This is a genomic window from Citrobacter amalonaticus, from assembly GCF_018323885.1.
Lineage (GTDB): Bacteria > Pseudomonadota > Gammaproteobacteria > Enterobacterales > Enterobacteriaceae > Citrobacter_A > Citrobacter_A amalonaticus.
Map to the genome: position 1 here is coordinate 2,465,679 of NZ_AP024585.1, position 25,324 is coordinate 2,491,002.

General features: G+C 52.9%; 24 protein-coding genes. 6 read left to right on the forward strand and 18 right to left on the reverse strand.

From position 1 onward, the window contains the following. The first annotated feature begins 43 nt into the window (after window positions 1-43). Window positions 44-994: a universal stress protein UspE gene (gene uspE, locus KI228_RS11570; RefSeq protein ID WP_043000578.1), complete on the forward strand. Its 951-nt coding sequence runs from the start codon at window positions 44-46 to the stop codon at window positions 992-994. Window positions 995-1,040: 46 nt separating this feature from the next. On the opposite strand, the gene KI228_RS11575 is transcribed toward uspE, so the two are convergent. Then, a complete protein-coding gene (locus KI228_RS11575; protein WP_043001925.1) occupies window positions 1,041-1,301 on the reverse strand; it encodes a DUF2534 family protein in 261 nt (86 codons plus the stop codon). 243 nt (window positions 1,302-1,544) lie between these two features. On the opposite strand from KI228_RS11575, the gene KI228_RS11580 reads away from it, so the two are divergent. Beyond that, window positions 1,545-2,564, forward strand: a complete 1,020-nt coding sequence (locus KI228_RS11580) for a mechanosensitive ion channel family protein (RefSeq protein WP_061070678.1) — start codon at window positions 1,545-1,547, stop codon at window positions 2,562-2,564. 84 nt (window positions 2,565-2,648) lie between these two features. Here KI228_RS11580 and KI228_RS11585 read toward each other — a convergent pair whose 3' ends face one another. Further along, window positions 2,649-3,032 carry a VOC family protein gene (locus tag KI228_RS11585; protein ID WP_043000576.1) on the reverse strand — a complete coding sequence of 128 codons (384 nt, stop codon included), beginning with the start codon at window positions 3,030-3,032 and terminating at the stop codon, window positions 2,649-2,651. 98 nt (window positions 3,033-3,130) lie between these two features. Between KI228_RS11585 and KI228_RS11590 the strand changes: the two genes are divergently transcribed. Further along, window positions 3,131-3,901 carry a DeoR/GlpR family DNA-binding transcription regulator gene (locus tag KI228_RS11590; RefSeq protein WP_043000575.1) on the forward strand — a complete coding sequence of 257 codons (771 nt, stop codon included), beginning with the start codon at window positions 3,131-3,133 and terminating at the stop codon, window positions 3,899-3,901. Window positions 3,902-3,936: 35 nt separating this feature from the next. Here the strand turns inward: KI228_RS11590 and KI228_RS11595 are convergent, their stop codons facing one another. Further along, a complete protein-coding gene (locus tag KI228_RS11595; protein WP_043000574.1) occupies window positions 3,937-5,550 on the reverse strand; it encodes a peptide ABC transporter substrate-binding protein in 1,614 nt (537 codons plus the stop codon). Between the two features lie 183 nt (window positions 5,551-5,733). Between KI228_RS11595 and mpaA the strand changes: the two genes are divergently transcribed. After that, a complete protein-coding gene (mpaA, locus tag KI228_RS11600; protein WP_141227537.1) occupies window positions 5,734-6,462 on the forward strand; it encodes a murein tripeptide amidase MpaA in 729 nt (242 codons plus the stop codon). On the opposite strand, the gene ycjG is transcribed toward mpaA, so the two are convergent. After that, window positions 6,437-7,402 carry an L-Ala-D/L-Glu epimerase gene (gene ycjG / locus KI228_RS11605; RefSeq protein WP_043000572.1) on the reverse strand — a complete coding sequence of 322 codons (966 nt, stop codon included), beginning with the start codon at window positions 7,400-7,402 and terminating at the stop codon, window positions 6,437-6,439. The genes mpaA and ycjG overlap by 26 nt on opposite strands. A gap of 121 nt (window positions 7,403-7,523) precedes the next feature. On the opposite strand from ycjG, the gene tpx reads away from it, so the two are divergent. Beyond that, complete coding sequence (tpx, locus tag KI228_RS11610) at window positions 7,524-8,030, forward strand: thiol peroxidase (protein WP_043000571.1); 507 nt, start codon at window positions 7,524-7,526, stop codon at window positions 8,028-8,030. A 43-nt stretch (window positions 8,031-8,073) separates the two neighbouring features. On the opposite strand, the gene tyrR is transcribed toward tpx, so the two are convergent. The 4 genes from tyrR to KI228_RS11630 all read right to left on the reverse strand — a co-directional run bounded on the left by tyrR (window position 8,074) and on the right by KI228_RS11630 (window position 13,070). Further along, entirely contained in the window at window positions 8,074-9,615 is a 1,542-nt protein-coding gene (tyrR, locus tag KI228_RS11615) for a transcriptional regulator TyrR (RefSeq protein WP_212807454.1), read from the reverse strand. A 149-nt stretch (window positions 9,616-9,764) separates the two neighbouring features. Further along, complete coding sequence (locus tag KI228_RS11620) at window positions 9,765-10,826, reverse strand: YcjF family protein (RefSeq protein WP_044267155.1); 1,062 nt, start codon at window positions 10,824-10,826, stop codon at window positions 9,765-9,767. Further along, the gene (locus KI228_RS11625) at window positions 10,823-12,220 is read right to left on the reverse strand and encodes a YcjX family GTP-binding protein (RefSeq protein ID WP_061070677.1); all 1,398 of its coding nucleotides are present in this window, start codon (window positions 12,218-12,220) and stop codon (window positions 10,823-10,825) included. Before KI228_RS11625 ends, KI228_RS11620 begins: the two co-directional genes overlap by 4 nt. Window positions 12,221-12,374: 154 nt before the next feature. Further along, window positions 12,375-13,070: an alpha/beta fold hydrolase gene (locus KI228_RS11630; RefSeq protein WP_161220226.1), complete on the reverse strand. Its 696-nt coding sequence runs from the start codon at window positions 13,068-13,070 to the stop codon at window positions 12,375-12,377. Window positions 13,071-13,290: 220 nt separating this feature from the next. Here KI228_RS11630 and KI228_RS11635 point away from each other — a divergent pair, with 220 nt between their 5' ends. Continuing rightward, window positions 13,291-14,301, forward strand: a complete 1,011-nt coding sequence (locus KI228_RS11635; RefSeq protein WP_043000568.1) for a LacI family DNA-binding transcriptional regulator — start codon at window positions 13,291-13,293, stop codon at window positions 14,299-14,301. A gap of 38 nt (window positions 14,302-14,339) precedes the next feature. Here the strand turns inward: KI228_RS11635 and KI228_RS11640 are convergent, their stop codons facing one another. The 10 genes from KI228_RS11640 to KI228_RS11685 all read right to left on the reverse strand — a co-directional run bounded on the left by KI228_RS11640 (window position 14,340) and on the right by KI228_RS11685 (window position 25,321). Beyond that, window positions 14,340-15,245: an OmpG family monomeric porin gene (locus KI228_RS11640; protein WP_061070067.1), complete on the reverse strand. Its 906-nt coding sequence runs from the start codon at window positions 15,243-15,245 to the stop codon at window positions 14,340-14,342. Between the two features lie 76 nt (window positions 15,246-15,321). Further along, window positions 15,322-16,401, reverse strand: a complete 1,080-nt coding sequence (locus KI228_RS11645) for an ABC transporter ATP-binding protein (protein ID WP_141227538.1) — start codon at window positions 16,399-16,401, stop codon at window positions 15,322-15,324. Between the two features lie 10 nt (window positions 16,402-16,411). Then, complete coding sequence (gene pgmB, locus KI228_RS11650) at window positions 16,412-17,074, reverse strand: beta-phosphoglucomutase (protein WP_043000565.1); 663 nt, start codon at window positions 17,072-17,074, stop codon at window positions 16,412-16,414. Then, window positions 17,071-19,347, reverse strand: a complete 2,277-nt coding sequence (locus KI228_RS11655; RefSeq protein ID WP_061070065.1) for a glycoside hydrolase family 65 protein — start codon at window positions 19,345-19,347, stop codon at window positions 17,071-17,073. Before KI228_RS11655 ends, pgmB begins: the two co-directional genes overlap by 4 nt. Continuing rightward, a complete protein-coding gene (gene ycjS, locus KI228_RS11660) occupies window positions 19,344-20,399 on the reverse strand; it encodes a D-glucoside 3-dehydrogenase (protein ID WP_061070064.1) in 1,056 nt (351 codons plus the stop codon). Before ycjS ends, KI228_RS11655 begins: the two co-directional genes overlap by 4 nt. Before the next feature lie 9 nt (window positions 20,400-20,408). Then, window positions 20,409-21,197 (reverse strand): 3-dehydro-D-guloside 4-epimerase, encoded by a 789-nt coding sequence (gene ycjR / locus KI228_RS11665; RefSeq protein WP_061070063.1) that lies wholly within the window; start codon window positions 21,195-21,197, stop codon window positions 20,409-20,411. A gap of 19 nt (window positions 21,198-21,216) precedes the next feature. Continuing rightward, complete coding sequence (ycjQ, locus tag KI228_RS11670) at window positions 21,217-22,269, reverse strand: D-guloside 3-dehydrogenase (RefSeq protein ID WP_044327764.1); 1,053 nt, start codon at window positions 22,267-22,269, stop codon at window positions 21,217-21,219. Window positions 22,270-22,297: 28 nt separating this feature from the next. Beyond that, entirely contained in the window at window positions 22,298-23,140 is an 843-nt protein-coding gene (locus KI228_RS11675; RefSeq protein WP_044267167.1) for a carbohydrate ABC transporter permease, read from the reverse strand. After that, window positions 23,127-24,008, reverse strand: coding sequence for a carbohydrate ABC transporter permease (locus tag KI228_RS11680; protein WP_043000559.1), 882 nt, complete (start codon window positions 24,006-24,008; stop codon window positions 23,127-23,129). Before KI228_RS11680 ends, KI228_RS11675 begins: the two co-directional genes overlap by 14 nt. 20 nt (window positions 24,009-24,028) lie before the next feature. Then, window positions 24,029-25,321, reverse strand: a complete 1,293-nt coding sequence (locus KI228_RS11685; RefSeq protein ID WP_212807456.1) for an ABC transporter substrate-binding protein — start codon at window positions 25,319-25,321, stop codon at window positions 24,029-24,031. Between the last annotated feature and the right edge of the window lie 3 nt (window positions 25,322-25,324).

The window sequence follows — 25,324 nt, forward strand, 5'->3', positions numbered from 1 at the left end:
CTTTTAGTTACAAACTGCGATGACAGTTGTAAGGAGACCCTGTATGGCTATGTATCAAAACATGCTGGTGGTTATCGATCCGAATCAGGACGATCAACCTGCGTTACGGCGTGCGGTTTATTTGCATCAACGGATTGGTGGCAAAATTAAAGCCTTTTTGCCGATCTATGACTTTTCCTACGAGATGACCACCCTGTTGTCGCCTGATGAGCGTACGGCAATGCGTCAGGGTGTCATTAGTCAGCGGACGGCGTGGATACGCGAACAAGCAAAATACTATATTGAAGCAGGCGTTCCTGTTGAAATTAAAGTGGTCTGGCACAACCGTCCTTTTGAAGCCATTATTCAGGAAGTGATCAGCGGCGGACACGATCTGGTGCTGAAAATGGCGCACCAGCATGACCGACTGGAAGCAGTGATCTTCACTCCTACCGACTGGCATCTGCTGCGTAAATGCCCAAGTCCGGTGTGGATGGTGAAAGATCAACCCTGGCCGGAAGGCGGTAAAGCGCTGGTGGCGGTAAACCTGGCCAGTGAAGAACCCTACCATAATGCGTTGAATGAGAAGCTGGTGAAAGAGACGCTGCAACTCGCCGAACAGGTTAACCATACTGAGGTGCATCTGGTCGGGGCCTACCCTGTCACGCCGATCAACATCGCGATTGAACTGCCGGAATTTGATCCCAGCGTCTACAACGATGCGATTCGCGGTCAGCACCTGCTGGCAATGAAAGCGCTGCGGCAAAAATTCAGTATCGACGAGAAAGTCACACACGTTGAGAAAGGATTACCGGAAGAGGTAATCCCCGATTTGGCGGAACATCTGCAGGCGGGGATAGTGGTTCTGGGTACAGTGGGCCGCACGGGCATTTCCGCTGCCTTCCTGGGGAATACAGCAGAACAGGTCATCGATCATCTGCGTTGTGACCTGCTGGTCATCAAACCCGACCAGTACCAGACGCCCGTTGAGCTTGACGACGAGGAAGACGACTAACGCGTTGTGTAAAAAACGAAAGGCCCAATGATTTGGGCCTTTTCTTTTAATGCTTGTCCTCACCGCCGAGGAAATAAATTCCTAACGGGATGGCCAGCAGCACGGTGAAAACCAGGCTATAGACGAAAATCATTGATGACTGAATGACATACATCGACGTCGTCCAGTCAGAAAGCGGAATATCATACTGTTCAATCACCCCACCGATCGTGGCGCGCGTGACAACCGATGCGGCAATAATAAACACACCCAGCAGACAGAGCAGAAACTTTTTGCCCTTCGCCGTCTTCAGCTTTTCCATTATCATCATAGTGTCCTTCTGTCACCAAACTTTTGTTACCTTAGCGCAACAATACCATGACAATATGAAAAAGTCTGCATCAGTTCCCCTGACAAATCCGTCACATTGAAAGCGCCTTTGCGTAAAAACGCTAAAAGCGCTATTTATTCCCCCTTTTTATTGATGACTTGAATGTTTATCCTGAGTACCATTAATGAGTTGCAGTTTATTTTTTGTTATGTCAGTGGCAGCGGAAAGCCGGGGATAAATATGTTTGCAGAGCTGTTCGTAAAAAACGTCTTCAATCTGACGGTTATTTTGAGTAGCGTCTTTAGCTTAATTCTGATGAATGTTTTCTTTCGTCATGCACATAAACGCAAGAAAGGGTTTGTCTTCCATACGGCTCAGTTTCTTATTTATGCGCTGATTATCGGTACATTAGGGCGAATCGCTAACACCGTTATTAGCCATTATAACATCAGCGCGGTTTCATCCAGTATTATCGACTTTGTCTGTACGTCGTTGATCGCCCTGATTCTGACTATTAAATTGTTTCTGGTGATTAATCAGTTTGAAAAATCGCAAATTAAAAAAGGGCGAGACGTCACCAGCGCGCGAATTTTATCGCGGATTATCAAAATCGCCCTCATTGTCGTCATTATTTTGCTTTATGGTGAACACTTCGGCATGAGCCTGTCGGGGTTACTCACCTTTGGCGGCATCGGCGGCATCGCCGTGGGCATGGCAGGGAAAGATATCCTCAGTAACTTCTTTTCCGGCATTATGCTTTATTTCGATCGCCCCTTCAGTATCGGCGACTGGGTACGTTCCCCGGATCGCAATATCGAAGGCACCGTGGCGGAAATTGGCTGGCGGATGACTAAAATCACCACCTTTGATCACCGTCCGTTATACGTTCCAAACTCTGTGTTTTCCTCGATTAGCGTAGAGAATCCCGGTCGGATGAGTAACCGTCGAATCAACACGGTTGTCGGGTTACGTTACGAAGATGCCAGCAAAGTGGGCACGATCGTCAATGCTATTCGACAAATGCTACAAACCCATGCCGATATCGATCAGCAACAAACGCTGCTGGTCTATTTTAATGGCTTTGGTGACTCTTCATTAAATATTATGGTGTATTGTTTTACCCGAACAACGGTCTGGGAAGAGTGGTTAGCGGTTCAACAACAGGTTTATCTTAACATTATTGATATCGTGCAGAGCCATGGCGCTGATTTCGCCTTCCCGAGCCAGACACTCTATCTCAATAATAGCAGTCAGGGTTAATGTAAAACGCCCCTGCCCGACTCGTGATAGCCTCAGGACATATTTACCTGAGGCTCCTTACTCAGACAATGTGTTATTCTCTGTTCATTCAACAATTTCGATGAAATTCCCGTCCGGGTCTTTGATGACCGCTTCATAATAACCGTCCCCGGTCGTGCGCGGTGGTGAAACCAGGATCCCCAGCGCCCGTGCTTTTTTTGCCAGCGCATCCACTTTTTTAGCACTGCCAACCGCGATTGCCAGATGCACCCACCCGGTCGTCTGGTTATCCGGGCGCAGGGCTCGCAGGGCGGGTTTCGTCATCAGTTCAATCGCAATATCATCACCGATGCGCACAAAATAAGACTCAAATCCGGGGTTGTTCTTGCTGATGTATTTCTCATTAAGCGTCCCGCCAAAAAAACCGGTCCAGAAGCGCGCCTGCGCTTCCAGTTCTGTGGTCCATAACGCCATATGTGCGATTTTCATGTTTCACCTCGTTTCAACCCGTTAGAATGTTGACAGCACTGACCGTTTTGCCCGATCATGCGCTATATTGCTCGATGATATGGTTTTCAGGATTTATCATGCTCGATTATGCAGCTTTCCCGGAACAACGACAAGCCCTGATTCAGCAGATCCTGCAGGAGAATGGGCGCGTGGTATGCAGTGACCTCGCCTCCCGGCTGAACGTCTCGGAGCACACGATTCGCCGCGATCTCCATGAACTCAGCAAGGAAGGCATCTGCAAAAAGGTGTATGGCGGCGCGGTCATGATGCTGCCGGAAGCGGGTGACTATTCCATTCGCAAAACGAAGAAGCCCGACCAAAAGAGCAGCATCGCGCAAAAATGTGCACGACTGGTCAAATCCGGTAGCTGTATTTTTATCGACACCGGTACGACCAACCTGGCGATGGCGGAGGCGCTTCCGGCAGAACTGTCTCTGACCGTGGTGACCAACTCGCCGGAAATCGCTGCCGTACTGTTAAAAAAGCCCCTGTACGACGTCATCATGCTCGGCGGTCAGCTGCAGCGCTCTTCTGGTGGTTGCGTCGGCGCTTCGGCGATTGCGCAGGTTCAGGGGATGTTATTCGACCAGGGGTTTATCGGCGGCTGTGCGATGGCGCCGGAATCCGGTCTGACCGGGTTTGATTACGCCGATTGTGAATTCAAACGCGCAGTGATCCGACAGTGTAATGAGACCATTGTCGCGCTGACGGCGGACAAGATCCCGGCGGTGGCTCGCTATGTCGTCGCCCAGAGCAGTGAGATCGATGTCATGGTAGTTGAAGCGAATATCAGCAAGGCGTATTGCGAGGCGTTTCGCGAACATGATATCCGCATTTATACGGTGTGAACGGCAGGCGCGTTTCCGCGCCCGCTGACGGAGGGTTAGTGCTTGATGATATACATGGTCCGGCTGTAGGCCACATCTTCCGGGTTCATGATCGGGTACCCTTTCAGCCACGGTTTGATTAAGCGCCCGTTGGTGTACTGATAAATTGGCGCAATGGGTGCCTGCTCCATGAGGATTTTTTCCGCCGCATTGTAGTCCGCATTACGCGCTTTATCCGTGTTTTCCATCGTCGCCTGAGTGATGATTTTGTCATACGCCGGGTTGTTAAAACGCGAAATATTGCCTGAGTGCGTCGACGTCAGCAGCGACAGGAAGGTCGAAGGCTCGTTGTAATCCCCCACCCAGGAAGCACGAATCACATCGAAGTTCCCGGTATTACGGCTGTCGATGTAAGTTTTCCACTCCTGGTTTTGCAGCTTCACATCCACACCTAAGTTTTTCTTCCACATCGAAGCCACCGCGATGGCAATTTTCTGGTGGTTCTCAGAGGTGTTGTATAACAGCGTCAGGTTAAGCGGTTTCTGCGGACCGTATCCCGCCGCACGCAACAGCGTTTTCGCCTGGGCATTCAGCTCTTCCTGACTCATCTGTTCGAACGGAGACGGTTCAGGCGTAAAACCGGCAGTGACGTCCGGAGTAAAGTGCCAGGCCGGTTTTTCCCCGGTACCCAACACTTTCTCCGCCATAATGCGACGGTCAATGGTCATGCTCAGCGCCAGACGCACGCGGGAATCCGCCGTTGGCCCTTTTTGCGTGTTAAAGGCGTAGTAATAGGTTCCCAACTGCGGTGGCGTATAAACCTGCCCTGGAATGTCCTTTAACAGCTTCTGGTACATATTTTTCGGGAATGATTCGGTGATATCAATATCACCCGCCAGGTAACGTTTAGTGGCCGATGACTCTTGATTAATCGGCAGGAAAGTCACTTTTTGCAGCACCGTTTTTCCGTTATCCCAGTACTGCGTATTCGGCACCACCACCAGCTTTTCATTTACCACGCGATCCTGCAACACGTAGGCGCCATTCCCCACCAGGTTGCCCGGTTTGGTCCAGTCTTTACCGCTTGCCACGTTGGCATTTTGCACCGGATAGAACGCAAAACTGGCGGTGAGGTTGGCGAACCACGGCAGCGGCTTATCCAGTTGCACTCTCAGGGTGCGGGCATCAATGGCGGTCACACCGAGCTTATCGGGCGTCACTTTGCCATCAATGATCGCCTGGGCGTTATTGACCCCTGCCAGCGCGGCAAACCATGCAAAGGGCGACAGCGTTTTCGGATCCACCAGGCGTTGCCAGCTATAGACAAAATCCTGGGCGGTCACCGGCGTACCATCAGACCAACGCGCATTATCCCGCAGCGTAAACGTCCAGATGCGATTGTCGTTGCTTTTCCATTGCGTGGCGACGCCAGGTACGATTTCACCCTTCTCGTTCTGGTTCACCAGTCCTTCAAACAGATCGCGAATAACCTGAATTTCCGGCAGGCCAACCGCTTTTGCCGGATCAAGCGTCGCCGGTTCATCTTTTATATGGCGAACCAGCTCCTGCTTCTCTGCCAGTACCGTTCCGCTGGGAACATCCGCAGCATATGACAGAGAAATGCTGCTAACCAACAGCGCACAACAGGTTACTGAAACAGCGTGCTTCATAGAGTCCCCTCAATCCGGCTTATTCACGATGGCGTAATTATTTGTTTCGCCTGAAGGAAATGCAAACATCTTCCTGCAGAAAATTGATATTACGACTAAAAATCCGTCCATGCGAAAACGATTTGATTATCGACCCAATTTGCACAACACTGCGAGTAATAATCCCTGAATTCAGAGACGCTTATGACCGTTACCCGCCCTCGCGCCGAACGCGGCGCCTTCCCGCCAGGAACTGAACATTATGGTCGTTCACTGTTGGGCGCACCGCTGATCTGGTTTCCGGCAGCCGTCGCCAGTCGTGACAGTGGCTTGATTATCGCGGGAACGCATGGTGACGAAAATGCATCGGTGGTCACGCTCTCCTGCGCACTGCGCACGCTGACGCCTTCACTGCGCCGCCACCATGTGATCCTCGCAGTGAACCCGGACGGCTGTCAGCTCGGTTTGCGTGCGAACGCTAACGGCGTCGACCTTAATCGCAATTTTCCGTCAGCAAACTGGAAAGCCGGCGAGACGGTTTATCGCTGGAACAGCGCTGCGGAAACGCGTGACGTGGTGCTGTTGACAGGGGATCATCCGGGTTCGGAACCGGAAACTCAGGCGTTATGTCAGCTCATTCACCGCATTCACCCCGCGTGGGTGGTTTCTTTCCATGACCCACTGGCCTGTATTGAAGATCCCAAAAGCAGCGAGCTCGGTGAATGGCTGGCGCAAGTGTTCGAACTACCGCTGGTGACAAGCGTTGGTTACGAAACGCCCGGCTCTTTCGGCAGTTGGTGTGCGGATCTGAATTTACACTGCATCACAGCGGAATTCCCGCCGATCTCATCAGATGAGGCCAGCGAGAAATATCTCCAGGCGATGTCCACGCTTCTGCGCTGGCATCCTAAAGATGCAGTTGTCCGGTCGTAAAGTGCAATGCGGGCTCCACATCGACCGCAAGCCAGGTAGGACCATCAAGATCGGCAAAGCTGACCTGCGGCGTCAGCGGTAATGCGGCAGAAATGGCCCGTGACGTGCAAAGCATGCAGCCCAGCATCAGGGCAAATCCTTGTTCGCGGGCATCGGTAGCCAGCGCCAGCGCCTCTGTCAATCCGCCGGTTTTGTCCAGCTTGATATTGACCATTTCATAACGCCCATGCAGCGCTTTCAGGCTGCTACGGGTATGACAGCTCTCATCGGCGCAGATCGGCAGCGGATGGATAAAATTTTCCAGCGCGGCATCATCCTGCGCCGGAAGCGGTTGTTCCAGCATCGCGACACCCAAATCTGCTAACAGCTGGCAGCGCGCCGCCAGCCCTTCCGCCCGCCAGGACTCATTGGCATCGACAATTAAGGTCGCCTCCGGTACTGCCGACCGAATCGCCACCATACGTTCGCTGATCAGGCGATCGTCCAGCTTCACCTTCAGCAGCCTGGCTCCGGCTTCCCATAGCGCCGCTGCGCTGGCCGCCATTTGTTCCGGGCTACCAATCACGACGGTCTGTGCGGTGGCAATTGTCGTCGGCAACGCCACGTTAAGGGTTTCCGTCAGCGTTTGTTGCTGCTGGCGTGCCTGGAGATCCCACAGCGCACAGTCAACCGCGTTGCGTGCCGCACCTGCCGGGAGCAGTTTTTGCAGCGCTTCCCGGGTCAACCCCTTTTCCAGTTGCGGGACAATGCTCATGATCTGTGCCATTACGGAGGCATCGCTTTCCCCGTAACGCGGATAGGGCGTGCACTCACCAATCCCTTTCACACCCTCTTCTTCCAGTTCAACCACCACGACACGCGCCTCACTGCGGCTGCCACGGGCAATCACAAAAGGGGTATGTAACGGCCAGGCTTCCTCGTATACCTTCACAGAACGCATTTTTTCTCCTTAAGCAATGACGTGGTGGTTTGTGCGCTTCACCGAAATAGCGTTTGCCGTGTTATCGGCTGTTGGCATAAACTAGCTGTGACGTTAACTATATGTAAACAGGAAGATAACCATGTCACAAACCGTTCATTTCCAGGGCAACCCGGTTGCAGTCGCCAACTCCATTCCTCAAGCGGGTAGCAAAGCGCAGCCTTTTACCCTCGTGGCAAAAGATCTGTCTGACGTCGCACTGAGCCAGTTTGCTGGCAAACGCAAAGTCCTGAACATTTTCCCGAGCATCGATACCGGCGTTTGCGCCGCATCGGTACGTAAGTTTAACCAACTGGCCACCGAAATCGACAATACCGTGGTGCTGTGTGTGTCTGCCGATCTGCCGTTTGCCCAGTCCCGCTTCTGTGGCGCTGAAGGTCTGAGCAACGTTATCACGCTGTCCACGCTGCGTAACGCTGAATTCCTGAAAAACTACGGCGTTGAAATCACCGAAGGCCCGCTGAAAGGTCTGGCTGCGCGTGCGGTCGTCGTTCTGGATGAAAATGACAACGTCATCTTCAGTCAACTGGTGAATGAAATTACCAACGAACCTGACTATGCCGCTGCGCTGGAAGTCCTGAAAGCGTAAGGTCCCCGTCATACAAAAATGCCTCCATTTCGGAGGCATTTTTTTACTCTTCGCCCTTCTTCTGATTCAGGCCATATTCACGCAGCTTATTCGCAATCGCGGTATGGGATACCCCCAGGCGTTTCGCCAGCTTGCGGGTACTGGGATAACTGCGGTAAAGCTGGGTTAACACTGAGCGCTCAAAACGGCTGGTGATATCATCCAGCGACCCCTCCATCGCATCTTCACCTACCGCAACCGTCGTCGCATCGTAGTCAGGCAGCAAAATATCATGCGGTCGCAGTTCGTAACCTTCAAGCTGCGTCAGCGCCCGGTAGATGGCGTTTTTCAGTTGACGCACATTGCCGGGCCAGCCGTAACGGGTCAATACCGTACTGAGATCGGCAGCCAGTTTAGGACGCGGCACGCCCTGCTCATCGGCGAAACGCGCCACAAACAGTTCAGTCAGCGGCATGATGTCCTGCGGACAATCGCGCAGCGGCGGCAGATTCAGCGTCAGCACGTTAAGGCGATAATAGAGATCTTCGCGAAACAGTCCTTTCTGCACCAGTTCAACGAGATTCTTTTGCGTCGCACAGATCACGCGCACATCGACATGTACCTCATGATCTTCCCCCACCCGACGAAACGTACCGTCATTGAGGAACCGCAGTAGCTTGGTCTGCATGCGCGGCGACATTTCACCAATCTCATCAAGCAGCACCGAACCGCCGTTTGCCTGCTCGAAGAAGCCTTTTTTGCCTTCTGGCGCATGACCAAACAGTTCGCTTTCCACCGCATCTTCAGGGATCGACGCGCAGTTGAGCGCCAGATACGGTTTGCCCGCGCGCGGGCTGGCCTGGTGACAGGCATACGCAAACAGATCTTTACCGGTGCCGGTATCGCCGGTAATCAACAGCGGCGCACTCAGCATCGCCAGTTTGCGCGCCTGTTCGACAACATGCTTCATTTTTCCGCTGACGGCGATGATTTGGCTAAAAGCGCTGACATCCTGGGTTGCCAGATTCTGCAACTGACGTCCCATCCGGAGTGTTGAACGCAACATGACCACCGCACCGGTGAGCATGGTTTCGTCAGTTTCCCCTTGCAGATAAACCGGCGTGATTTCCATCAGGAAATTCTGCCCGTTGATCACCACATGTTCGTTATGGGACGTCTGCGGATTGCCTTCCAGCCAGCGCTGGAAGTTAAAACCGTTGATCAGTTGTGCAGCGGTATGGTTGCGCATCCGCTCCGGGTTAAGCGCAAACAGCTGGCAGCTTGCCGGGTTCGCTATCTCAATCTTGCTTTTCAGATCCAGCGACAGAACAGGTTCAGGCAGTGCCTCAAGCAGCGCGCTAAGCGCGAGGTGCTCCCGCTCTGATGGCATCCATGGCACAGTGCGTACATCGGTGACGCCTGCAATGCGGCGAATTTCCGCCATTAAACTGCTGAAGTTAGTGAACTCCAGTTCAGCAAAGTTAAGGTAGATTCGCCCGATGGGGTCAATCTCGATACCGCGCAAATCGATGCTGCGTAGCACCAGTAAATCAAGTAATTCGCGAGTCAGACCAAGTCGGTCTTCACAAAAGACTTCCAGACGCATGGGGGAACCTTCAACTGAATAATGAGCTATAGATATGATGATAAGCCAGGAATGGGGAACCAGGAAGGATTCTGTCAACAAATATTGACAGCATGGCGGAAAAACAGGCGTTTCGGCGTAAAGTTACGCGGTCAACGCCTGTGATTAGATTACTTTTCTCGCGGGGAACCGTTTTTCTGCAACGTCTCTTTGAGCTGCCCGATCAATTGGCGCCGGAAATCACCCAAGCGCGGTTTGTCATCGTCCAGCCACGGCAACGGGCGGCAAAGCTCCATCGCTTTGATCCCCAGTCGTGCGGTTAACAACCCCGCACCGATCCCCTGCGCGGCTCGGGTCGACAGGCGCGCCGCGAGATCCTGCGACATCCAGTCCATCCCCACTTCCCGTACCAGTTCGCTGGCTCCGGCAAAAGCGATGTTGAGCAACACCAGTCGGAACAGACGCAAACGGCTGTAATAGCCCAGCTCTATCCCGTACAGCGTGGCGATGCGGTTAATCAGTCGCAAATTGCGCCAGGCAATAAATGCCATATCCACCAGCGCCAGCGGACTGACTGCGATCATCAGCGTCGACTCCGCCGCCGAACGGCTGATTTCTCGCCGCGCCTGAGCATCCAGCACCGGCTGAACCAGATGGGCGTAAAGACTGACCACTTCGCGATCGTTCTGCGTTTCGTGGATCGAGGCATACCAGCGCTGCAACGCCGGATGCGACTGGTCGATTCCGGCCTGCTGGGCCAGTTTCTCGCAGAAGGCCCGTCCTTTGCCGGCACCGTGGCTGTGCAGCAGGTCACGCGCTTCATCGCGCTCGTGAGCACGCTGACGCAAACGCCACAGACGTCGCCATTCGGTTGCCACCGATCCGACTCCCGCCCCAATAATCAGCGCCCCGGCCGCGCAACCGCCGAGCGCCACCCAGTCCTGGGTTTGCCAGGCGTTCATTGTCCACTGAACACCTTGTCCCACCACGCTTACGCCGAACAGCGCCAGGCCGCCCATCACCATCTTGCGCCACAGACTGCGCTTCGGGCGTAGCGCCGCGTCAATCACCGCTTCGGCTTGTCCCTCTTCTTCCAGCGGTTCATCAACGGTGGCCGGGGCAAAGGACTGAGCTTGCGTCTCGCTAAACGTTTGTTGCGCTTTAAAAGCCGGGCTCTGCTCGACGTCAAGCGGACCAGCGAAATCAATCCGCGGTTTTATCGGTTCGCTCATCGCAATTTATCTCCTATTAAAAACTCCAGCGCGGCATCCAGGCGAATGTGCGGCAGCGGCTTATCGACGTCCATTTTTTGCGGTCGAAATGCTTCAAACTGAAATCCCTGGCGGTCCCAGAACGCCTGTCCTGGCAGACGTGCCGGCACTTCACCGGGGTAGACCGTCAGCGGAGAGCCATCGCTTAAGCGATTCCCGCGTAGCGCCGGGATCTTCTCACCGTTCACGTCAATCAGCCCGCTGGTGGTAGCCTGAACGGAGGCCAACCCCAGACAATCCATGCTGATCCCTTCAAACGCGGCGTTCTGCCAGGCATCCTGAATCAACTGTTGCAGCAGCGACACCATATTGGCGTGCTGATCGATCGTCACATGATCCGCTTTGGTGGCAGCAAACAGCAGTTTGTCGATCACCGGTGAAAACAGCCGACGGAACAGCGTACGCTGACCGTAATGGAAACTTTGCATCAGTTGAGTTAAGGCAAGACGCATGTCGTTGAACGCCTGCGGCCCGCTGTTGAGCGGTTGCAGGCAATCCACCAGCACAATCTGGCGGTCGAAACGCAGAAAATGGTTCTTATAGAACCCCTTCACCACCTTTTCGCAGTAATAGTTAAAGCGTTCACGCAGCATCCCGGCGTTGGTGTGTTTATCCGCCTGAGCCAGTCTGGATTCCCCCCACGCCTCCACATCCGGCCAGGGGAAGAATTGCAGCGCCGGTGCACCCGCCATATCGCCGGGCAGGACAAATCGGCCCGGCTGGATAAAGTGAAGCCCCTGCTGTTTACACTGATGCAGGTATTCCGTCCACGCCGCCGCGATATCAGCCAGGCGGTTTTCATCAGCAGTGGCTAGCGGATCCAGCCCTTGTGTCAGTTGTCGCCATTTTGCCGACCATTCCGCCCGCTGCCCGGTGAGCAACCCGGTCATCTGCCGCGACCAGCTCAGATAATCCTGCGCCAGCATCGGCAGGTCGAGCAGCCATTCGCCGGGATAATCGACAATTTCCAGGTACAGCGTCGACGTCTCTTTGAAGTGACGTAGCAGAGAGTCATTGGATTTATAGCGCAGCGCCAGGCGAATTTCGCTGACCCCACGGGTGGGCGTCGGCCACGTCGGCGGATCGCCATACAGCTGGGCCAGCCCTTCATCGTAGGTAAAGCGAGGAATGCCAAAATCTCGCTGGGGGACACGTTTCACCCCGAGCAGGCGCTCCTCGCGTACTGCGCTAAGCAGCGGCAGCCGCGCACTGGCATGGATATTGAGCAACTGATTAACCATCGCCGTGATAAATGCGGTTTTTCCGCTCCGGCTCAGCCCGGTGACCGCGAGGCGCAAATGCCGGTCTACACCGCGATTAACCAGCGCATTGAGTTCATTGGTGAGTCTCTTCATCGCCATCCCGTTATGCCTGAAGACCAGAAAAAAGTATAACGCATCCCTCTAATATAGGGGCAGGTCGTTGATTTTCAATCGGGTTGTGTCGAGTGGGATGTTCACCCGACTGACCCCGTTAAGGGAAAACAGGACAGGCTGAAATAAAAGTATGCTAATGAGCTAAGCAGCGTTCAAAAGCCGAGCGAACACTTTCATAGCATGCTCTTGAACGCATCAACTGCTCCCAGATCGAGTTATGACCCGCCCCATCGATCGTGAGTAGTGTCTTTTGGCAGGCCTGCGCTGCCGACGAGACCAGTTTTTTCGGTATATCGGCAGGGATGATGGTGTCATTTTCGGCAGCGATAACCAACAAATCACCGGTAAATTCAGCGGTGATGGCCCACGCATCCGTCGCGTCCCAACTGCGATCCTGGCGTATAATGGCCGAAAAATCGGGGCCAAATTTAACCGGATACGCGGGTGTGGCATAGACACCTGGCACCATCAGAATCAACGAGCGCAGCGGAACCATTTTACTGAGTTGAAGCGCATTGTACGCCCCCATGCTGACGCCCACACAACCGGTAAAAATCTGCCCCTGAAAATCCATCACCGCCGTTGCCTGTTGGGTGCGGCTCAACAACGAGGAATCGCGAATGTCGCCGCCGGTTTCTCCATGACCTAAAAAATCGAATATCGTCGTTCCAAAACCTGACTCATCCAACATAACGCGATACTTGTGGAAAATGGTTCTGTCTTTCCCGCCGCCGTGTAGCATCAGGACATGTCCATTGCGGCCAAACGTACTTTCAGCGTAAAGCGTTTCGCCCTGAAAAGGGACCAGGAAAGAGTGGCTTTGCATCATGAGCGTCGCATTATTAAAGGATGGGATATCAGGTTTTATCAAACCCGATAACTTCATGCAATGGTCTGCAATCAAACTGCCGCGCCAGGTTCGGGCTGCCACAGAAATGCTGATTCATGAAGTTCATTGCTACACGGCACAATCCACCGCGCTGTGTTGTCAACCGCAGACTAACTCCCTAAGATGTATGGTATTAACTCTCCGATGGAGTTGCAGGAGTATGACCCCCACTATTTATGATATCGCTCGCGTGGCGGGTGTGTCGAAGTCGACGGTCTCGCGCGTATTAAACAAGCAAACCAATATCTCACCGGAAGCGCTGGAAAAAGTGCAGCGCGCTATTGATGAACTGCAGTATCAGCCGAATAAACTGGCCCGCGCCCTGACCTCATCCGGGTTTGACGCCATCATGGTGATTTCAACACGCTCGACCAAAACAACTGCTGGTAACCCCTTCTTCTCTGAAGTTTTGCACGCCATTACCGCAAAAGCAGAGGAGGAAGGTTTCGACGTGATCCTGCAAACGTCACGTAGTACTGAAGACGATCTGCAAAAGTGCGAGAGCAAGATTAAGCAGAAGATGATCAAAGGCATTATCATGCTTAGTTCGCCCGCAGATGAGACTTTTTTCGAGCGTCTGGATAAATATGATATTCCAGTGGTGGTCATCGGTAAGGTAGAAGGTCAATACACTCACGTTTACTCGGTCGATACCGATAATTATCGTGACAGTATTGCACTGACTGATGCCCTGATTGACAGCGGCCATCAGAATATTGCCTGTTTGCACGCGCCGCTGGAATACCATGTTTCTGTTGATCGCGTAAATGGCTATAAGCGCAGTCTGGCGACGCATCAACTGGCAGAGAATAAACGCTGGATTATTGATGGTGGCTATACGCACGAAAGTGCGCTGGAAGCGGCGAGAGCATTATTAAACCAGCACCCCTTACCGGATGCTGTTTTTGCCACCGACAGCATTAAGATCCTCAGTTTGTATCGCGCAGCGTCGGAGAGAAAAATTGCCATTCCGCAGCAGTTGGCGGTCGTCGGTTACAGCAACGAAATGCTCTCTTTTATTCTCACCCCTCCGCCCGGCGGCATTGACGTCCCGACACGTGAACTCGGCGAGCAAAGCTGCGATCTGTTGTTTAAGCATATTGCCGGGAAAACCGACGCTCGCTCCATCACCGTCGAAACCCGTATCTCTCTGACCGCATCTCTGGCCTGAGCGAATGGCTGCCCGTAATTGACGGGCAGCCAGGGCTATCAGAAGGCGTAGTTAACGCCTATGCCCGCATAATGGAACCGGTCACTGTCACCTTCATCGTGATCTTCCCACTCATAGGCGTATTCCAGCGTCATCGACACACCATTCTGGAAATCATAGGCATACTGTAATCCGAGACGGTTGAAGTCATGACCTTCACGCTCCGGATCGTCTCGCCAGTCCCAGTTTGACCACCGATCCAGACCAATACGGGTATAGGGTGTCAGCGTGGTATTGCCCAGCGAAATCGGTAAATAGGCGCGAATTTCCTGAGTAGAAAACTCGCCATTATTACGATGTTCAGCAAGGTTGAAACCGCGCTCCAGATAGTAATTTACCGTCAGTCCCACCGTTTCATTAAAGGTATAATTCAGGCCCGTTTCGCTTTCGACACGACTGTCTGAATAGCCGGTGGTCGTCAGATCGTTGACGAATTGATACATCGCCAGCCATCCGCTAAAGCGCAAATCATCCGTGAGCTTCACATTCCAGTCCGGCGCCACTTTCCAGCGCTGCATATTTGCGGTGTCTTTGCCCGCTTCATTCACATAGTGATAGCCGTAGTTACGAAAGCCACCCGTCAAACCAAAACTGAAATCATCACTTTCCAGGATCTGATAGTGAACTTCCAGTTCCGGGCGATCAAACCAGGTACCGCGTTTGCCAGCACTATAGTCAACCGGGCCTTCCTGATAATAGGCAAGGGATATTCTCCACGGACCGTTCGAGGCATTAAAATAGACAGACGGTTCAGCAAGTCCGTCCATATCTTCGCCGTAACCTTCAACGTTTTCAATTTCGTACATGGCACCAATATTAAAATGCCAGTCTTTATTATCGGCAGCCTGCGCGCAGGCCATCCCAGCGCATATCAGCAGCGCTGAAGAGGACAGTAAGGTTTTCATTTTTATTCCTTGTTAAAGTACAGATAAATAAAATATCGCGAAAGCCAGGGGGCCACGCCCCTGGAGATATTTATTGTTAAATAGCGAATTCCGTCTCTACGTCAAAGAAATGGCATTTCGCCATATCAAAATGGATGGTGATATTGTCTCCTGCATAATAGTCATTAACAGACCCGGCACGGACCACCAGCTCGTGCCCCCCAATCGTGCTGTACAACATAAATTCTGCGCCGGTCAGTTCCGCCACGCTTATTTTTGCTGTCACACTATTCTCTTCTTGTATTCCAGGGTGAATATCCTCCGGGCGGATCCCCAGCACGACAGCTTTATGTTCATAACCCTTCGCTTTTAATATCCGTAATTTGTCTTCCGGAAGGGTTAATTTAAGGGTTTCCGTAACAAATTTATTTCCGTCAATCGCACCACGGATAAAATTCATTGCCGGAGAACCGATAAAACCTGCAACAAACATATTTGCGGGATGGTTATAAACCATTTTGGACGCTCCAACCTGCTGGACGATCCCATCCTTCATGATCACAATCCGCGTCGCCATGGTCATGGCTTCTGTCTGGTCGTGCGTGACGTAAATCATGGTGGTATTCAACTTCTGGTGTAGTTTGCTGATCTCTGCGCGCATCTGGACACGGAGTTTGGCGTCGAGATTAGAGAGCGGCTCATCCATCAGAAACACGCCCGCTTCACGCACAATGGCCCGGCCCAGCGCAACACGCTGGCGTTGCCCGCCCGACAATGCGCCAGGTTTGCGCTTGAGGTACTCCCGTAAACCGAGGATCTGCGCTGCCCAGTTGACGCGTTCGTCAATAACGCCGGGATCAATCTTTTGCATCTTCAGACCGAACGCCATGTTGTCATAGACACTCATGTGCGGATACAGCGCGTAGTTCTGGAAGACCATTGCAATATTGCGCGCCTTTGCGGGCACATCATTCATCCGCTTGCCGTCGATCAACAGTTCGCCGGCGCTGATCTCCTCAAGCCCCGCAATCATTCGTAGCGTGGTTGATTTTCCGCATCCCGACGGGCCGACAAACACGATGAATTCTTTGTCTTCAATTTCCAGATTGAAGTCTTTAACCACATGCACCTGGTTGTCATAAATTTTCTGTATATGCTGCAACGAAAGCTGTGCCATGTTGATTCCTTTACTTGTCGAGTTGCCAGAAAGCCGATAAGCGCGGCCACGTCAAAAATTCCGTTGTCGGAAGTAGCAAATCTGCGTCGGTTAAGGTGGATCCAATACCCACCGAACGCATTCCACTGGCGTTAATCGCCTCAATCCCCGCCTGCGCATCCTCTATTCCAATACATGCTCGTGGATTAACGTGCAGACCGTTGCACGCCGCGAGAAAAATCTCCGGATCCGGTTTAGAACGGCGGATCAGCGCGGCATTGGCGCAAAAATCGAATAACGATGTCATTTGCAACGCCTGTAAGATCGCGGGCGCATTCAGTGACACTGACGCCAGTCCGGTTTTTATCTGTTCCGTACGCAGCGTAGTCAGCAGTTCCTTAATTCCCGGCAGTACCGCCTCCGGCGTCAGTGAGCGCAGCGAGTCAACATAAAGCGCATTTTTACGCGCGGCGATCTGCTCCCGTTCCGCCTGGGTGAATACCCCTTCTTTTCCACCGTGACGCAAAATACGCAGCAGCGACTCACCACGACTGATGCCTTTCAGGCGATCGTTGAACACCTCGTCAATCACGATTCCCAATTCAGCAGCCACCTGTCGCCAGGCAAGAAAATGCAGATGTGCCGTATCGGTAATGACCCCATCAAGATCAAACACTATTGCCTGTGGTTTCATTCTTTTCCCCTTTCCGTGGTAGCGGTCCCAAAAACAGGCAAAATCATGTCAGGAAATTCGAGTTTATATTCACCATCAATAACGATTGGTTTTGCATTAAGCCACAGCGTAACCGGTCGTGAACTGCTTATCGTCACGTGACTTTTGCTGAGCGAAATCATCATCTCGCTTCCCTGCCAGTACAGAGGGAACATCAGTTTTTTCCATCCCTCTGGCAGCGCCGGGTCGAGGTGCAGTGCACCGTTACGTACGCTCAGCCCCGCAAATCCCTGAATCGCCCCCAGCCAGATGGCCCCCGTTGCCGCCGCGTGGATGCCGTCGTCGCAACTGTGCGGATCGTCGCCAAGATCGATCTGCGCGCCTTCATGCCAGAACTGATAACCCTGTTCTGGGTTGCCACAGCGTGCCGCTACGATCCCGTGAATCGCTTTACTTAAAGAGGAGTCATGTATGGTGCGCGCTTCGTAGAAATGGAGATTGTTGAGGCAAACTTCCGCTGTGAACAACTCCGGGAGCATATAGGTCAGCATCACCACATCCGCTTGCTTCAGAATTTGCAGTTCATTGACTTCCGCCCGCGAGTAATCCAACAGGATCGTCTGCTTGCCCGCCGTTGTCTTGTACGCGCTCAGATCAATAGCCGGTTTGCTGAGAAACGTATCATCCTGCGGTAAAATGCCATCTGCCAGAACCTCTGGTCGCCATAAGAACTGGAGAAAATGCTCGGCACGATGAATAAACGCGTCGTCCGTGCAACCATAGCGACGGGCAAAATGCAGTGCCTGCTCGACGTTGTAATACGCCATATAGTTAGTGAAGGCGTTATTATTCACGTGTTCGGTGTATTCATCCGGGCCAATGACATCATGGATCTCAAGTCGCCCCTTCACTTCCGTTGTACGACTCAGCCAGAACCGTGCCGTTTCCAGTAGAAGCGTTAGTCCTTCATGGGACATAAATTGCTCATCGCCTGTGACCTGCCAGTACGCCACAACGGCCCAGGCAATATCGGCCACCAGATGATGTTCCGCCTGCGCAGAAGCCACCTTCTGACGTAATCCGGTTCGAATGTTGATCGCCGCGAACTCCGGCGTCTCTTCATCACCGCTGCGCGCGCTTTCCCATGGAAACAGCGCCCCCTGCCAGCCGTTTATTCGCGCTTTTTCCCGCGCCCCGGCCAGATTATGCCAACGGTAGCGCAACAAATTCCGCGCGACGTCAGGGTAAGTGAGCAGATGAAAAGGAAGCAGAAAGACTTCGGTATCCCAGAAAACGTGTCCTTTATAACCTTCACCGGTCATCCCCTTCGCGCCGATGCTACAACGCTCATCATGGGCAGGTGTCATAATCCGTAAATGATACAGGGCGAAGTCCAGCGCACGCTGATCGTCTGCGTTTACGCTATTCACTTCTACTCGACAATGCTGCCACCAGCGCTGCCAGTTGGCGGCGGATTGCGCCAGTAACGCGTCATAACCCAGCCCCACGCAGGCATTCAGGTGCAGAATCCCCTTTTGCCCCCAGCTTTCCAGTGAGACATCGCACTCTGTGGTCCAGTCCACCCATGTGAGTTTTTCCAGCGTCAGGCATTCCCCTGCTTTCATCAACGAGCTGGTGTGCTGCATCAGCCGCCGTTCTTTTGCTGTAAAGCAGGACTGCGCATCACCGTTGACGCGGCAATGTGTGGAAACAGCGACATGACTTCGACCATCCTGAGTGGTGTAAATCCCTTGCAGGAGATGTTGGCCGAACACCCGCAACTGCGTTTCATCCAGATGCTGGCGACCATGGTTGGTGATTGTTGCGTCAATGCCGGTCGATAACGCAATTATGGCATCGCTGTCGAGCGGGGTAATCGACAACGTCATCGCCAGGAGTGGCAATTGCTCTGCTGAGACAAAGCGTCGACTCTCAATGGCGAAACGCGCCCCGTCAGGCGCACGCCAGATCAGCGAACGCGTTAACTCGCCGGTAGCGAAGTCGATCTCTCGCTGCCAGCTTTCGAGTGTTCCGCTGAGCAACGAGAAAAGCTCACCATTCAGGAAGATGTCGACGCCAATAACGTCCGGAAGGTTCACCCGTTCATTGATTTCCCCCTTCCCGGACCGGTGATACAACCCGGCCAGATACATCCCACGCGTTTGATGGGTATAAGCTTCTTCGTGGCTGGCGCGACACCCCAGGTAACCATTGCCTGTCGCCAGTAGTGAGGCATATTTATTCAGGCTGTGCGGACAAAAACCCGATTCGGATAACGTGACTGGCTTGCTCATAATTCAACACACATCCCTGTTTCTGCAGACTGATACAGCGCCGCCACCAGTTGCTGGATCAGCCATCCCTGTTCGGCGTCCGCGATAGTGACCGGCTCACCGCGAACATGATTCACGAAAGCTTCCATACTGCGAAAATGACGCTGATCGTCTGCACATTCACGGGCAAATAGCGTCTCCAGTTCGCCGCCCTTATCGGTATAGACCTGCGCCGGGAACAGCGTTGCCCCCGCTTTGTCACCACAAAAATTCACATTCATGATGGATTGTTCGGGGATATTCAACGCAAAGGAGGTTTCAAGACGCAGAATGCTGCCGTTGTGGAACTCGACGGTGCCAAACAGAGAATCCTCTACGGTATAGGTCGTCGGATCCCACTCACCGAACTGGCCACAATTTTTCTGTGTGCCAATTTTCTGAAAACTGTGGGCCCAGACCCGTTTCACCATTGGGAACCCCAGTACATACATCGCGGCATCCAGCATGTGAATACCAAGATCGATCAGCGGCCCGCCGCCCTGCAGCGCTTTATTGGTAAAAGCCCCCCATCCGGGAACGCCGCAGCGACGCAGCGCTCTGGCGTTGGTCACGTAGATTTCACCGAGAACGCCCGACATGACCTGCTCACGCAGTAACTGCGTATCCAGCGCGAACCGATGATGGAAATCATAGGCCAGTACTTTACCCATACGACGCGCGGTATTACGCATCTCCAGCGCCTGATCCGGGGTCATCGCTGGCGGTTTCTCACACATCACGTGACAACCGGCCTCCAGTGCCAGCAAAGTATGCTGGTAATGAAAACGATTCGGTGAACAGATGCTGACGATATCGGGCTTTACCTTCTGAAGCATCGCCTGCGGATCGTCCCAGACCTGCGCATTACCGTATTTATCTGCCAGCGTTTGCGCCTGAGAACGGCGGCTGTCACAGACAGCCACCAGTTCCAGATCCTCGCGGGTGCAGTAGTACGAAGCATGAACTTTATCCGCTACCTGTCCGGCGCCAATGATGGCAACACGAAGCGGAGAACGAGTCATTGCACTTTTCACGGCAACCTCTTAGCAGGTACGCAACCAGGCCAATGACTGACGGTAGGTTTCCGGCAGATTTTCTGCCCGCACCCGCCCTTCATACACCACGTAGCCCTGATAGTTATCTTCGCGCAACTGATCAAACAGCATGCTGAAGTTCAGGCTGCCGCTGCCCGGTTGATAGCGATGATTATCCGCGATATGCACATGTCCCAGCAGATCGCGGTTATCGTGCAGCGCCTTCGCCATATCATCTTCTTCGATATTCATGTGGTAGAAATCGCCGATGATCTGTACGTGCTTCAGATTATTTTCCACAATGTACCGACGCGCATCCGCCAGCGTGTTGATCATATGATCCTGATAACGGTTAAGCGGCTCGAGATAGACGGTGGTACCGGTACGTGCTGCCACACTGTCAAGGTAACCTAGCGAGTCGCTAACTGCTTTGCGATCGCCAGCCAGACTGCGCGGCGAGGTCATTGGCGGTAGACGGAAGGTAAACATTCCCCAAGCCGCAGGCACAATGATGCCCTGCCCGCCCACTTCCGCCAGCGCTTCAAGAATGCGTTCGATCTGCTGTAATCCGTTCAGACGACGCTCTTCGATGAAATCGCCGATCCAGCCATCATAACCACCACAGGCGGTCGTGACTGGCAGACCCGTTTCTTTAATGGCAGCCTTGACTTCATCAAGGTGATTAACCAGCAATTTGCCGTCGATCTCAAAGCCATCAAAACCCATCTCTTTGATATAGCGAAACTTCTCCAGAATATTTTCCGGGAAAAATGCCTGATTCTGTGTGCCGATTTTCATTGCTCGTCTTCCTTTACGCTTAAAATGTGACGCCCATTTTGATGCTCTGTTCCGGATGTCTGTCGACATACTGCATATAGCTTTCCGGGCTAGCCGCAAAGGTCACCACCGGGTCGATAAGATCCTCACAGTTAAGATAACCATTCATCAGCAGTTCCCAGCAGGTCTCCTCAATACGTTTGCGACTCCAGCGCGGATAGTCCGGGTTCGGCTCGCTGCACGCGCGCGAGAAGACAATTCTGGCGTTATTGAAATGGGCTTCGCGCCCGAGATTGAAACCTTCGGCAAAGGGTTTGGCAAACGCGACATAAGAGATAGTGCCGCCATAAGCCAGCCCACGTAGCGCGGACTGCAACGCGTCGGCATAGCCGCTGGTTTCGATGATGACATCCGCCCCCTGCTTACCGGTCAGCATTTTGATCTCTTTACCGACATCAGTACCCATCGGATTCAGGCAGAAATCCGCGCCATGGCGGCGAGCGATATCACAACGATGGGCGATCGGATCGATGCCAATGACTACCGACGCGCCAGCTTTCTTTGCCAACTGGACAGCTATCTGCCCAATCGCGCCAAGACCAACGATGACGACGAAATCACCTACCCGCACGTTGGCATCACGCACGCCGCTCATCGCAAACTGAGCCGGGTCGTAGCACACCGCGTTTTTCCAGCTCGCCCCCTGCGGCATCTTGCGGAGTTTGTAGTTATTGACGCCGTTAATAATGACCGTTTCGGCTAAAGGGGCGTAACCACAGACGCTATCACCAATGGCATAGTCAGTGACGTCGCTCCCGCACTCGATAATGTCGCCAACGACCATATTGCCGAGCTGGAACTTACCAAACTCAATACCGCGCGGCGCGTCTTTCGCACGTGGCGTAAACATTTGCCATTCGCTATTAAAATCTTCATCAATAAACGGACTGGCGGCGCGAAAATCCACCACTTCCGTACCGTGTTTCGGTGCGCCAAACCGCACGCGAATTTTCACCTCATTCGCCATGACAGCGCGATCGTCATACTCTACCAGCGCCGCGACGCGCGGTTCTGTTGCGACTAACTTCTTCATTTACCACTCCTTGTTTAAACTGGCCGCTTTAGCCCTTCACGCCACCCGCGGTCAAACCACTCTTAATAAACCGTTCCGAAAGTGCATACATAATGACAACCGGTAATGCCGTCACCAGCGACGCCGCCATCATCCGCCCCCAGATATAATCCGGCGTACTGAACAGGGTGTTCAGGCCCACTGGCAACGTGAAATTGCTGGCGCTGGAAAGAAAGATCGAGGCGAACAGATAATCGTTCCAGGCCACCATAAAGCAGTAGACAAAAACCGATACCAGTCCGGACATCGCCAGCGGCACGGTAATGCGAAAGATGATTTGCAGGCGATTCAGCCCATCCATCATCGCTGCTTCTTCAATCTCATCCGGAATCGTGTCGAAATAACTTTTCAGCATGAATACGGCGGTCGGCAACGTCTGGGTGACCATGGTGACAATCAAGGCCATTTCTGTGTCGTAAATGCCCAGCGCGGTAATGATTTTGAACAGCGGGACCACCAGCAAAATACCGGAGAACATGTAGACGGTGTAAAAACTGGCATTGATGGTCATCCGCCCTTTAAAACGCAGTCGGGACAGCGCGTAGGCACCGAGCGTGCCCAGGAATACCGCCACCACTGATGACACAACGGAGACCAGCAGGCTGTTACGAAAGTAATCAATAAACGGAAAAATCAGTGGATTAAAAATGTCGATGTAATGCTCAAGCGTCCACTCTTGCGGCAGCAATGTCGGGTGCAATGAAATCGCTTCTTTCGCGCTTTTGAACGACGTCATTAACATCACAAAAAAGGGAAACAATGTGATGATCAAAAACACAATCAGGCCACAATAAAAGCCCACGCGTCCGAGTCTGCGTTTATTTGTTGCCATTGAGGTTCACCCTATTTCTGGTCAGTAAAATGACGGCGAAAATAATGATAAAAAGCACGACGGAAATGGCTGCAGCTTTACCTAAATCATTAAAAGCAAACGCTGTTTTGTAGAGATACACCCCGAGAATGTCGACCTTTGTCGTCAGCAGATACACATCGGCAAACATATAAAACATCCAGATGGTACGCAGGGTAACCACCGTCGCCAGGACCGGCATAATGGCGGGCAGCGTGACGATACGAAAACGCTGCCAGGCATTCGCGCCATCCATTTCGGCTGCTTCATAGAGCGATTTATCGATGGTCTGCAAAATTGCCAGAAACGAAATAAAGGCGTACGGGAAATAGCGCCAGATGGCAAACAGCACCACCAGCACGAAACTGCTACCGGGATTGTCGAACCACAAGGGGGCCTGATCGTACAAATGCAGCAGATCGACTCCCAGATAGTTCACGATGCCGTATCCGCTGTTGAACATGTACTTCCAGGCAAAGACCAGCGAGATAGACGGCGTGACATAAGAGAGAATCACCAGTGAGCGCGCCGTCTTGCGTAACCGGAACTCGCGATTAAAGAACATCGCCACCCCGAGTCCAAGCACGGTACTGCCCGTCACCACCAGCGCGGTATACCAGACCGTCATCCACAACGAATGCCAGAAATCCGGATCGGAAAGGATGCGAACGTAATTCGCGACCCCAACAAATGTGGCGTTGATACGCGGATTCAGCGGCAGGCGCAGAAAGCTGATTTCAATATTCGATAGCATCGGCCATGCCACGAGGCCACCCAACAGAATCAAACTGGGTGCCAGCAATAGCATCGCAAAGGGCATATCGGAGCGACCGGAGAATAATCGGGCCATAACGACGTTCCTCTTACCCATCAACGCTGCCCTACCAGGGCATCCAGTTTTTGCTGGCTTTTCTGAAGCGTTGTCGGGAGATCGGCTTTGCCTACCGTCACGTTATGTACCGTCGTGCTTATCACGCCAGAACCGGTGACATCCCCCATACGGGTGAAGTTCTTATCCCCTACCGCGCCAAAAACCTGAATATTCGGTAGCTCAGCAATGAGTTGTGCCGGGAGCTCACCTAACGCTTTAATCACGCTGTTGTTTTGCCAGGTTTGGGTTTTTACGACCTCCTTATTGACCGGCAACGCAGCGCCCGGCGACATCATCACCCAGTCAGCGATGTTGTCTGCCTGTTCCATAAACGCGACAAACTTCTCGGCTGCCGCCGTCTCCTCTTCTTTTTGCCCATTCGTGATCGTCAGTGAGGTCAACATGCCATAAACGGCCGCTGTCTTTTCGGTCGGAACCACAAAGCCCACGTTCTGGGGATCCCCTTCTTTAATTATCGCGGGGAGAATGTAGGTGGAATAAATCGCCATCGGCGCAGTACCATTCATAAAGGCATCTTTCACCTCCATGATGTCGTTAGAGCCCGGCATCGTGGTGGCGGCCAGATCGCGGTAATATCCCAACGCCTGATTCATTTCAGGCGTGTTAAACGTGATGTGGCCCTGGGCATCAAAGACGTTGGCATTATTGGATAAGGCAAACTGCGAGAAAGATTGCTCCGTCAGCACGCTTTCTGCGGTCGGCAGGGCAATGCCATATTTTTTATGCGCCGGATCATAGAGTTTTCGCGCAGCGGCAAGCAGCGTTTCCCAGTTTTTCGGTTCATCCAGTCCCGCCTGAGCAAGGATGTCTTTGCGATACCAGATACCGCCGATCCAGGCGCTCACCGGAACCCCTGTCCACGCGCTGCCATCTTCGGTACGAACGATGCGCAATACGCCATCGTAGAAGATATCTTCCCCGATCTTCTGAATGACGTTCGCCACCGCATCCCGATCGATTAACTGCTCTTTATCCATGACCTTGGCATAGTCATGACTGGTTTCGATCACTTCCGGTAGCGACCCGCTTCTCGCCAGCGTAATAACTTTGGTGTTATAGGCATCTTCTTCAACCGGAACCTGTTTAACACTGATATCTGGGTTCGCTTTTTCAAAGCGTTTAATCAGCGTGGTAATAACGGCCTGGCGCTCCTGTTCCACAGAAGAGTGCATAAACTCAATTGAAACATGGGCGGGTTTATCATCCTTACAACCAGAAATCAGGGCGCAGGAAACCAGTGCTGATAACAGCACCATTTTAGTTTTGATCATCAG

What these genes read in the sequence shown, in the direction of transcription:
- uspE (WP_043000578.1), top strand. Translation starts at nt 44, where the DNA reads ATGGCTATGTATCAAAACATGCTGGTGGTTATCGATCCGAATCAGGAC.
- KI228_RS11635 (WP_043000568.1), top strand. Translation starts at nt 13,291, where the DNA reads ATGACCCCCACTATTTATGATATCGCTCGCGTGGCGGGTGTGTCGAAG.
- mpaA (WP_141227537.1), top strand. Translation starts at nt 5,734, where the DNA reads ATGACCGTTACCCGCCCTCGCGCCGAACGCGGCGCCTTCCCGCCAGGA.
- ycjG (WP_043000572.1), bottom strand. Translation starts at nt 7,402, where the DNA reads ATGCGTTCTGTGAAGGTATACGAGGAAGCCTGGCCGTTACATACCCCT.
- KI228_RS11595 (WP_043000574.1), bottom strand. Translation starts at nt 5,550, where the DNA reads ATGAAGCACGCTGTTTCAGTAACCTGTTGTGCGCTGTTGGTTAGCAGC.
- KI228_RS11630 (WP_161220226.1), bottom strand. Translation starts at nt 13,070, where the DNA reads ATGATGCAAAGCCACTCTTTCCTGGTCCCTTTTCAGGGCGAAACGCTT.
- KI228_RS11620 (WP_044267155.1), bottom strand. Translation starts at nt 10,826, where the DNA reads ATGAGCGAACCGATAAAACCGCGGATTGATTTCGCTGGTCCGCTTGAC.
- KI228_RS11655 (WP_061070065.1), bottom strand. Translation starts at nt 19,347, where the DNA reads ATGAGCAAGCCAGTCACGTTATCCGAATCGGGTTTTTGTCCGCACAGC.
- tpx (WP_043000571.1), top strand. Translation starts at nt 7,524, where the DNA reads ATGTCACAAACCGTTCATTTCCAGGGCAACCCGGTTGCAGTCGCCAAC.
- KI228_RS11590 (WP_043000575.1), top strand. Translation starts at nt 3,131, where the DNA reads ATGCTCGATTATGCAGCTTTCCCGGAACAACGACAAGCCCTGATTCAG.
- KI228_RS11580 (WP_061070678.1), top strand. Translation starts at nt 1,545, where the DNA reads ATGTTTGCAGAGCTGTTCGTAAAAAACGTCTTCAATCTGACGGTTATT.
- KI228_RS11585 (WP_043000576.1), bottom strand. Translation starts at nt 3,032, where the DNA reads ATGAAAATCGCACATATGGCGTTATGGACCACAGAACTGGAAGCGCAG.
- KI228_RS11680 (WP_043000559.1), bottom strand. Translation starts at nt 24,008, where the DNA reads ATGGCCCGATTATTCTCCGGTCGCTCCGATATGCCCTTTGCGATGCTA.
- KI228_RS11685 (WP_212807456.1), bottom strand. Translation starts at nt 25,321, where the DNA reads ATGATCAAAACTAAAATGGTGCTGTTATCAGCACTGGTTTCCTGCGCC.
- ycjQ (WP_044327764.1), bottom strand. Translation starts at nt 22,269, where the DNA reads ATGAAGAAGTTAGTCGCAACAGAACCGCGCGTCGCGGCGCTGGTAGAG.
- pgmB (WP_043000565.1), bottom strand. Translation starts at nt 17,074, where the DNA reads ATGAAACCACAGGCAATAGTGTTTGATCTTGATGGGGTCATTACCGAT.
- ycjR (WP_061070063.1), bottom strand. Translation starts at nt 21,197, where the DNA reads ATGAAAATCGGCACACAGAATCAGGCATTTTTCCCGGAAAATATTCTG.
- tyrR (WP_212807454.1), bottom strand. Translation starts at nt 9,615, where the DNA reads ATGCGTCTGGAAGTCTTTTGTGAAGACCGACTTGGTCTGACTCGCGAA.
- KI228_RS11675 (WP_044267167.1), bottom strand. Translation starts at nt 23,140, where the DNA reads ATGGCAACAAATAAACGCAGACTCGGACGCGTGGGCTTTTATTGTGGC.
- KI228_RS11640 (WP_061070067.1), bottom strand. Translation starts at nt 15,245, where the DNA reads ATGAAAACCTTACTGTCCTCTTCAGCGCTGCTGATATGCGCTGGGATG.
- KI228_RS11645 (WP_141227538.1), bottom strand. Translation starts at nt 16,401, where the DNA reads ATGGCACAGCTTTCGTTGCAGCATATACAGAAAATTTATGACAACCAG.
- KI228_RS11575 (WP_043001925.1), bottom strand. Translation starts at nt 1,301, where the DNA reads ATGATAATGGAAAAGCTGAAGACGGCGAAGGGCAAAAAGTTTCTGCTC.
- KI228_RS11625 (WP_061070677.1), bottom strand. Translation starts at nt 12,220, where the DNA reads ATGAAGAGACTCACCAATGAACTCAATGCGCTGGTTAATCGCGGTGTA.